General features: G+C 46.9%; 6 protein-coding genes. All 6 read right to left on the reverse strand.

Annotation, left to right across the window (positions count from 1 at the left end; genetic code table 11):
- Positions 1-13: 13 nt before the first annotated feature.
- Complete coding sequence (locus IH879_13550; protein MCH7675961.1) at positions 14-352, reverse strand: STAS domain-containing protein; 339 nt, start codon at positions 350-352, stop codon at positions 14-16.
- A 185-nt stretch (positions 353-537) separates the two neighbouring features.
- Positions 538-1,326 (reverse strand): hypothetical protein, encoded by a 789-nt coding sequence (locus IH879_13555; protein ID MCH7675962.1) that lies wholly within the window; start codon positions 1,324-1,326, stop codon positions 538-540.
- 184 nt (positions 1,327-1,510) lie between these two features.
- Positions 1,511-1,876: a four helix bundle protein gene (locus tag IH879_13560; GenBank protein ID MCH7675963.1), complete on the reverse strand. Its 366-nt coding sequence runs from the start codon at positions 1,874-1,876 to the stop codon at positions 1,511-1,513.
- Positions 1,877-1,906: 30 nt separating this feature from the next.
- Positions 1,907-6,739: an efflux RND transporter permease subunit gene (locus tag IH879_13565; GenBank protein MCH7675964.1), complete on the reverse strand. Its 4,833-nt coding sequence runs from the start codon at positions 6,737-6,739 to the stop codon at positions 1,907-1,909.
- Between the two features lie 190 nt (positions 6,740-6,929).
- A complete protein-coding gene (locus IH879_13570) occupies positions 6,930-7,463 on the reverse strand; it encodes a transposase (GenBank protein ID MCH7675965.1) in 534 nt (177 codons plus the stop codon).
- Positions 7,464-7,635: 172 nt separating this feature from the next.
- The coding region (locus IH879_13575; protein MCH7675966.1) for an efflux RND transporter permease subunit at positions 7,636-9,579 on the reverse strand (1,944 nt) is incomplete at its 5' end.

Below are 9,579 nucleotides of genomic sequence, written 5' to 3' on the forward strand. Positions count from 1 at the left end.
AAAGAGGATTTAACTAACTTTCAAAAGTGGTTAAAGTCAAATTGCCGGGGCCAGGATCTTTGTCCATCTGGATCATTTTTTCAAGGTGGATGGCCTGAAAGAAAGCAAATAAATTGTTAATTCCTTGAATGGCAAATTGCCGCCCTTGTTCGACTAAACGTTTGTGCAGTACAATCAATTTGCCGAGGCCGGAACTGCTCATGTTTATTAGGAAACTGAAATCAAAGACGACTTTCTGCTCGGCGGTATTCTTTGAGATTTGGTCGACCCGTGTTTTGAAAAGCTCTTGCTCTGGTTCCATCAGTTGCCCGGTAAGCTTTACGAGGAGGGGTCGTCCTGTTTGATTTGCCAATTCTAATATCCATGATTTGAATATTGGCAGAGTTTACACCCCCCTTTAATTCCTCCACAAGCAAGGTGTTGCAGAAATAATTCCTTTGCTCAAAATATAAATGTAGGGGCGTTCAATTTGAACGCCCCTACAAAATAACGGATTTTTTTTCAAAGATTGGCCTTCTGCATGAACCTAATTAAAATTTACCGCAGCAGTCTCTCCCGTCCCTCTAACCCCCGCAAAGTAAAAAACTGTAAAAGCACCCCTAAAATCACCACCGTAATTCGGTTTTGCCACATCCAGAGATACCAGGTGCCGGGGTCGATATTACGTGGGATGTCATAGTAGTTAAAAAAAAGCGGGTAGCGGGTATCCTCGAGGTCGAGGGCGCCAAACAAGATCATGCTCAACAAAAGGAACAAAATGGTTCCCATTGCCGCTGCAAACCCGCTTCTGAATTTCACTGAAAGATAGAGGGTTATGGCGCCGATAAAAAAACCGGGCACAAAGCAGTTCAACGCCATGGCTAAAATCGGCAGGTCTGAGAAGGTGAAAAATGTCAGGAAACTGAGGCTAAAGGCAACTAGAAGTAGAATAAGATTCAGGGTTCCAACGCGGAGTAACCAGACCTTATACCTTGAACCTGCGGTGGTAAACAATACTTCCAGGGTACGGTTCTCTTTTTCGCTGGAAATAAGCTGCATGTTCAGATAGAGAGCCAGTCCGCAAAGCGGCCATTGCAGAAACCACAAAAGATCTTCCAGCTCCATCCGTTCATGAATTTCCTCAAAATAGTTTAGGAAATAAATCAATATGAAATAAGCCGCCACAAGCCCCATCGCCCAGATAAATTTTTTAGAAAAAATAATCTGGGTTTGAGAGCGGAAAATTTCCCAGCTGACTTTAAGCTGGCTCCTCTTTGTTAACCCTGAAAAGCTTTGGTAAACGGTTGTGTTTTTCGCGAGGAGATTTAGAGTTTCTTTGGGGTTCATAATAAGTAGTCAGAATTTTTAAGTTAGAAAAACAGAATAAAGAATTCAGGAGCCAGAAGACAGAATCGATTTTGAATAAGCTGTGAGTAATTTGCTAACTTCTTCAAGTTTTGATTTTAATTTATTTGTTTCGCCATACTTTAAATCTTTTGCCAGAATCAGGTAATATTACAGAATAAAGAATTCAGGAGCCGGAAGCCAGAATTCTTTTTGAGTAGCCGCCAAGCAATTTGCCAACTTCTTCAACTAATTTCATTAAATCCGCCGGATCTCCGTATCTGAGATCTCTGGCCAAAATTAAGTAATACCGTGTTTCTTCCAAGGAGCCTTGAGCTATGTTCAAAAACCTCAATTTGTCACGTTTGCCCTTTTTCTTGAATCCTTCAGCAATGTTTGCTGGCACTGAAACCGCAGATCTGCGCAATTGCGACGTCAGACCGTAAGTTTCAGATTTGGGAAAATTCTCTGAAAACTTATAAATAGCCAGAACCAAATTATGCGCTTTCTGCCAAACAATCAAATCCACAAAACTTTTAGCAGGCTCTCTCATCCTAACCCTCTAATTTTATCTTCTGAATTCTCAATCCGGATTCCTCCTCCTGTCTCCTGAATTCTGACTACTTAACAAATAAACATACGCATCTTCCAGCGAAGGCTCAACCGACTTGGCATCTAAACCACCGATCGCCACTTCACTCAAAAACCGAATCCGAATATTTCCATTCACTTTACTGTGCTGGACGACCCGGACTTCATTTCGCCACTTATTGAATTCATCACTCGAAATCATGGCTTCGAACACCTTGCCTTTTGCCCGTTCCTGCATTTCCTCAGGTGAGCCGCGGTACTGCAGTCTGCCTTTATCGAGCACTGCCAAATCGTGACAGGTACTTGAAATGTCCTCGACAATGTGGGTACTGAAAATGACGATTCGTTCCTTCGCTAATTCGGATAAAAGATTTCGAAACCGAATGCGCTCGCGCGGGTCAAGGCCGGCAGTCGGTTCGTCCACCACGATGATTTGCGGCAAATGCAGCAGCGTCTGGGCAATGCCCACCCGCTGTTTCATGCCGCCGGAAAACGTTTTGACTTTATCATCCCGTCGCTCCCACAGGCCTACACTTTTGATAATATTTTCAATCAGTTCTTTCCGGCCCTCCGGTTCATAAATACCGTTGTTCAAGGCATGGTAATTTAAATATTCCAGCGGGGTCATGTTTTCATAAAGTCCGAAGTCTTGCGGCAGGTAACCGATGGCGCCGTGAAAGGTTTCCCTGTGCTCAGACAAATTGAGATCATTAATTTTAATACTGCCTCTGTTCTCCTCCAAAACGCCGACTATGATCCGCATCAAGGTGGTTTTGCCGGCGCCGTTCGGGCCGAGAAGTCCGAACATGCCTTTGCCGATTTCCAAATCGACGCTGTGTAAAGCCACCACTTGATTTTTCGGCGGCCGAATCACTGGAATATTCCGGGCTATCGTGTAGAAGCCTCGTTTAATTTTCCTGAATTTGCCTTTCGGCTGCTCGGGGTCGATTTCACCTTTTTCGATTTTACGGGCAAGCCGATTAAACCAGGCCAGAACGACTGTAATGATAAATATGGTGATGAGCAGACCGGTCGAGCCAACTCGAAAAAACAGATAAGCCAGGAACATCAGGACAAAAAGAACCGTGCCCTTGCGCGGAAAATTCAGCGGCGTGACTTGTTCACTCGAAGTTGACTTTTGCGGCTTCGGTTCAGGTTTCCTTCTAAATACTTTTTTGAATAAAAAGACCAGCCAACCGATAGTTACTAAATAAAGTAATCTACCAATTTTCGAAAGCCATTTAGGAACTTTCACTTCAAAATTTGGAGCTTTACCGCCGACAATTCGCCAGCGGTACCAGAGTTCCCGAACGCCAAAAATCCATGTTAAAGTAAGTAAGCTGATTACAGTCAGCCAAAAGCCGCTATTAAAAAAGGTGTGCAAGTAGACCAGCAGAGCGCCCAGGGCCGCCAGCCAAATTGCGGATTCTTGCAAGCTTTGTTTCTCCCAGGGGAGGCGGCCTTCAACAACAATTCTATCCCAGCGGCGCGCTTGCTTCCGCCACTCTCGTTTAAAGCGGCCGGGAGCGCCGTAAATTTTAGTGAGATTTTTAATGCGAATGGTCAGAGTCTTTTCGGCTAAACGCTGCTTCTCCAGTCTGATGATAAAAAACTGCTTAATGCCATAAATGAGCCCGAGAATTCCGAACCATACTGGTAAGACGATGATGGACGTATAAAGAACGCTTCGATAATTATTCTGAAACCAGAAGACCCCCACCGCTGCAACGATTGTCCCGCCGACGACATTGACCCCACCGATCTTTTTCAACCAGGCATTAATCTGCTCAAGCGCGACATAGAGCACCGGAATAAAAATCAGAGTTGCGACTGAAGAGACCAGCAAGCCGCCAAGCACTGTTATTGCGAACGGCGGCCAGAGTTCAAACTCCGTGCCTTGTTTCAGTGCAAGAGGAAAAAGGCCAAGCATGGTGGTTGCAGAGGTCATGATAATCGGCCGCACCCGGCTTTGGCCTGCGGTAATCACCGCCCGCTGCCAGCGGTAGCCATAGCGATTTCTTAGAATAGCTATTCTGTCTAACAAAATGATGCCATTATTAACCACAATTCCAAGAAGCACGATCAAACCAAGCAAAGCCATAGGCGCCCCCTGACCCAGCGACAACGGTGTCCCGCTCAAAGCCAATGCAAACAAAGCCCCGACGATGGCAGTCGGCACGGTTCCAAGAATAACCATCGGCGAAGTAAACGATTCAAACTGTGCCGCCAAAAACATGAAAATCAAAAGCGCGCCGATGCCCATCATCCAATAATAGACCGTTCGTTCGCTTTCGTCTTCGAGTTTCTCTAAAGTAAACCCTTTTGGCAGTCGCATTGTTTTCGCGAACTGCGCGATTTGAGATTTTGCCAATTCCATCCGCGACTTGGATTGCTGTGCTTCCTTGGTAAATGCGTAGGTGATTTTCACCTGTCGTTCCTGATTATGCCGGACGATATTTCCCGGCCCATCGTCGACCCGCACATCGGCAACCATACCGAGCGGTATCAACTGCCCGGCCTGATTGCGGATTTTCATTTTCGCGACGTCTTCAAGTTGGCGTTCTGCAGCATTTTTGATTTGCAGGCTGATATCCACATCGCCGCCTGTTTCGGAAAACGGAGTTGAGGTTTTTGAGCCCTCGGCGCGGGTAGACCAGATTGCCGCCATAATCTGCTGCATGTCCAATCCGGAGAGCGCCAGGTTGAGCCGGTCGCCTCGGATCTGCAGCTCCGGCGCTCCGCCTTGCAAATCCGAGTTGATTGACTCTCGATCTAATTGCTGAATAGTGCCCAAAGTTTGCTTAATTTGCTCGCTCAACAACCGCAATGAATTTAAATCGTGGCCTTTTAGTTTCAGGCCTTCTTCCCCGGCTAAAAATCCAGAGATACCGTCATTGCGCTGCACCGAACCACCGGTTCGTGGCCTGTCAAATGCGAGGTCAACTTGATCCAGCCTCTCATTTTGTTTTTTAATTTTTTCTTTAATCTTAGCTATTTTTAATTCTTCCGTGCGATCTGCGAGCGGCAAGAAATTCACTGAAATATTCGCTTCCTCTGCGCGGACACTCGCCCGGACTTCTTTGAGGTCCGGCAACTCCAGAACCTGGTTCTCTATTCGCCGGACGATGTTGTCCGACCAGTCCAAGGTCGAGCCTCGGGGCATGGTGAGATAAATATCTAAGCGTGACGGGGGCGGCGGCGCTGCTTGCTGAATAATAAACACAACCGCGACAAACAAACTGATCAATAAAAACACTGCCACAAGACTGATGGTCCGAATGCGATGACGAATTGCCGATTTGAGGAACAGGCGATAGATTTCTAAAATTCGACCACTTTTGAAAGCCTTTACTGATTTCCCTTTAAAAGCTCGGCTGGCAAGCAAAGGAATTAAGGTCAGGGCGACAATTAGTGAAACGGTTATCGGGAAAATAACCGAAAGAGCAAGCTCCTTCACAAATAATTGGGCCTTGCTCTCTACAAAAAGAACGGGCAAGAAAACCAGCACGGTAGTTCCAGTGGCAGCAAAAATAGAACGGCCAACCTCTTTGGTGCCGACTAAAGCCGCCTCTTTGGGATCCTTGCCGCGTTGACGATGCAAAAAAACATTTTCCATCACCACGATGCCGTTGTCTACCAGCATACCGATGGCCAGCGCCAACCCGACCAGCGACAGAATATTGATGGAAAGATCAAAGGTAAACATCAGATTAAATGTGACCAGAAGCGAAACCGGAATCGCGATAATCAGGATGGTTACAAAACGCAGGTTGCGTAAAAACAAGAAAAGCAGTGCCATCGCTAAAAAAGCTCCGGTTACTGCCAATTTCTCAACACGGTCAATCGCATTTTGAATCAACTCTGCTTGATTAAAATTGATAACCAGTTCGTAGCCCGTTTCCGAAAGGTCGGAGTTAATGCTTTCTATCTCTTCGAGGACCGCGTTCGAGACTTTCAGCATGTTACTGATATTATCTTTTTGAACGAAAATGCCAACACCTGCCTTGCCATCCACCCGGAAGAGTTGGGTGCGCTCCTCATGGCTGTATCCGATCGTGGCAACGTCTTTTAGTCGTGCCCCGCTGCGAGGGTCGATAATGAGGTCGCTGAGTTCCTTTAGATCCTCGACCTTTCCCAGCAGGATCACGTCCAGCAAATTCCCGGAAGAAATCACCCGGCCCAGATGTTCTCGGTTGCGGTGAAATGCGTTGATCTTTTGCTGCACCGAGGCGACCGGGATGTTCATGGCCTCACAGCGGTCTGTATCGATTTGAACCCCGACGGTTCTTTGATCGCCGCCGCCAATATGGATGTTGACGACGCCATCTATTTGCTCCAGCTTGCGGCGAACTCTTCTTTCGGCAACTTCCCGAAGAGTTTCCAAGCTGGCGTCGCCGCGAATGCTCAACTGCATGAGGAAAGTTGCCAAATCTGCAGTGTCAAATTTATTGACGGAAATCCGGGTTCCGGCTGGAAGCCGGTTTTCCAGAGCGCTCATTTTTTGCTGCAACTTAAGCACGGCAAATTTCATATTCGTGCCCTGGTTAAACGAGACCGTGATGTTGGCGAAATCAGAAAAGACCCGCGACTCGATATCGTGGATATCGTCTAAAGTTGCCAGCTCCCCTTCGATAGGAATGACCAGATCGCGCTCCAATTTTTCCGGAGACGCGCCCGCCATTCCGGTATTGATGAAAATCTCGGGGAAAATAAACTGAGGCAGTAACTGAACGGACAACCGCTGCCACGAAATCGCGCCGAGCAAACACAGGCCAGCCGTGATCATGAAAATGGTTATGGGGCGTTTTAGGGCGAATGAAGTCATCTAAAAAAGTGTTTGTGTTTTCAAATGTTAGAGTGTTAAAGTATTATCTCTTGTTCCCAAGCTCCGGCTTGGGGACACAATTTCGTAGAAGATCTGCTTCGGCTTTTCCTTCCCAAGCAGGAGCTTGGGAAGGAGGTAGTGGGGAAGCGAAAGCTTGGGAAGGGAGATATGGGTAAGCTCCTGCTTCATTTTACTCCCCAAGCCAATCAATCTCAATTACCCCCGTACCTAAAAGATAATTTGAGGCGCTTGAATAAATCCAATCCTCAGCTTTTTTAACAAACCCTGCTTCTACAGGATTGTAGTGAATATAATCAACCTTCTGACTTAGCATTTCATCCGATGTAATTTGCTTCGGATGAAACCCTTCTTGCCAAACTTGATGAGTGCTGGTGTTTTTATATTTCTTTTTATAAAATTCGAGTTGGTTAAGTAGCCATTGTCGATTATCTTTTTTTGCAACTTTTATAATTTCTGTTGCCGTAAAGCTTTTAAATTCTTTCATGGTTTGAGACAAGTTCTCGCCGGAAACAATCATGTGAATATGGTTATCCATGATGATGAAGGCATAAATTTTCAAACCTTTGTTTTTCCGGCAAAAAGTGAGTGATTGAATTATGATCTCGAAGTACTTCTTTCTGGTAAAGATGGGTATCCACTCAACAGTTGTCGAAGTGACAAAGTAAATTCCTTCTTGAGCATATATTTTGTATGTGCTTCTCATGTTTTTTACTCATCTTCTTGTTCCCAAGCTCCTGCTTGGGAACACAATTGCTTAGAAGCTCTGCTTCGTCTTTTCTTTCAAGCACAATCACCGCAGAGAATTCAAAGAATCAATTCCTTTTCAATGCCAAGTGCTTTCCTTCCCAAGCGGGAGCTTGGGAAGGAATGGTATTTCAAACACTTTTTTTTCTAAGTCCATCGAGCAACTCATAAACCACGGGAATCACCACCAGCGTCAATATCGTCGAGGTTACCAGCCCGCCAATCACAGCAATGGCCATCGGCGCGCGCAAACGAGCGCCTTCGCCGAGTCCGATGGTCAAGGGCAGCAGTGCCAGAATTGTGGTTGCGCTGGTCATGAGGATCGGTCTGAGCCGGTCGCGGCCTGCTTGCAGCAGAGCGGCGCGGCGCGCTGTACCATTTGCCCGGAGTCGATTTACGTAATCAACCAAAACGATCGAATCGTTGGCCGCGATGCCGGCAAGCATAATGATGCCAATGTAAGCCATGATACTTAGCGGTTCGCCGACAAGTAGAAAAGCGAAAACCACCCCGACTCCAGCCAATGGCAGAGTCAGCATGATGGTAAACGGGTGCAGTAAGCTTTCGAACAGAGAAGCCAGCACCATGTAAACCAGAAGCACCGACAAAATCAGGGCAAATTTCATCTGCGCAAATGATTCCTCGCGGGAAGCTTCCTCACCGATGAAGCGAAGCTCGTAACCTGCCGGCATTGGGAAATCTGCCAAAACAGCATCAACAGTAGAAATTGCTTTGCTTAGTTTCACACCTTTTTGAAGTTGAGCCGTCACATGTGCCACTCGCGACTGATTACGTCGCTGAATCTCTTTCGGTCCCTCACTCAAAATGAGTTCGGCGATATCTCGCAAACGCACTGTTGAGCCGTTGGGCGTTTGCAGTGTTAAATCGGCCAATTCAGTGCGTGTCATTCGCGGAAAGACCACGCGGATATCCCGTTCATTGCCTTCGCTGTAAAAATCAGTGGCAACTTCACCGCTGAGCCTTTGGCGAACCGCCTCGCCAATTTGCTGCACGTCCAAACCGAAACTCGCCGCTAAAACGCGGTCCACTTGCAAATTTAATTCAGGGAGTCCCTGCTGGAAACTGGTTTCAATAGTGTGCAACTCATTCAAATTGTTCAAGGCTTGCGCCAGGCGTTCGCTGGTTGCTTGTAAAGTTCCGAGATCGTTGCCGCGAATCTCCACTGCAATCGGAGCTTTCTCGGCGCCAAGCGTTTGCTGCAAACTGCTTTCGCGAATTTTAAACACGGTGGTGATTCCCTCGAAATCCAGGTGAGGACGCAATGCGGTAATTGCTTCAGTTGGTGTGGAACCTCCATCCCCGGTAGATAAGTTGAGGGTGATTTCAGCGCGATGCTCGCTTCTTTGCCTTCCGCTGAAAAAGATGTTCTGTGACGATTGCACATTTACGGTCGAAAAAATCTGCTCGACGTTGTCATCGAGAACCTGCCGGATGCGATCTTCAAAACCCGAGATGACTGCAGAGGTTTTTTGCAGAGGCGTTCCCGGAGGTAAATCGAGTTGAATCTGCACCTGATTTTCAGCACTGCGCGGGATGAACTCTGAGCCGATGATTGGCAGCAAACCAGCCGAGACCGCTAACATAATCAAAGCAATAATGAGGACTCGAGCGCGATGATTCAACGCCCAGCTTAAAGTCTTTTCATAAAAAGGTAGTCGCAACGCTTTTTGTTGAATAGTGGGTAGTTTTTTTGAGAACAAGCGCGCCGATAAAGTTGGGATCAAGAGGAAAGCAACCAGCAAGGATGAAAGCAGCGAAAAAGCGACCACCCAGGCTTGTTCTTTGAAAAGTTCAGCTGCCACACCGCGGACGAAGACAATTGGCAGAAAGACGATAATCGTGGTCAAAGTTGAAGCCACAATTGCGACGCCAACTTCGGACGCACCTTTCACCGCAGCTTCGTCGGCAGCTTCGCCCAATTGCCGCCTGCGAAAAATATTTTCGATAACCACAATGGCGTTATCGACCAGCATGCCTGCTCCCAGGGCCAGTCCGCCCAGCGTCATGATATTCAGGGTTATGTTTTGGAAATACATCAGGCTGAAAGTGGCCAG

It is taken from the genome of candidate division KSB1 bacterium, assembly GCA_022562085.1.
GTDB lineage: Bacteria > Zhuqueibacterota > Zhuqueibacteria > Oceanimicrobiales > Oceanimicrobiaceae > Oceanimicrobium.

Excerpts from the sequence above, each read along its gene's own strand:
- IH879_13555 (MCH7675962.1), bottom strand. The coding sequence starts at position 1,326 with ATGAACCCCAAAGAAACTCTAAATCTCCTCGCGAAAAACACAACCGTT.
- IH879_13570 (MCH7675965.1), bottom strand. The coding sequence starts at position 7,463 with ATGAGAAGCACATACAAAATATATGCTCAAGAAGGAATTTACTTTGTC.
- IH879_13560 (MCH7675963.1), bottom strand. The coding sequence starts at position 1,876 with ATGAGAGAGCCTGCTAAAAGTTTTGTGGATTTGATTGTTTGGCAGAAA.
- IH879_13565 (MCH7675964.1), bottom strand. The coding sequence starts at position 6,739 with ATGACTTCATTCGCCCTAAAACGCCCCATAACCATTTTCATGATCACG.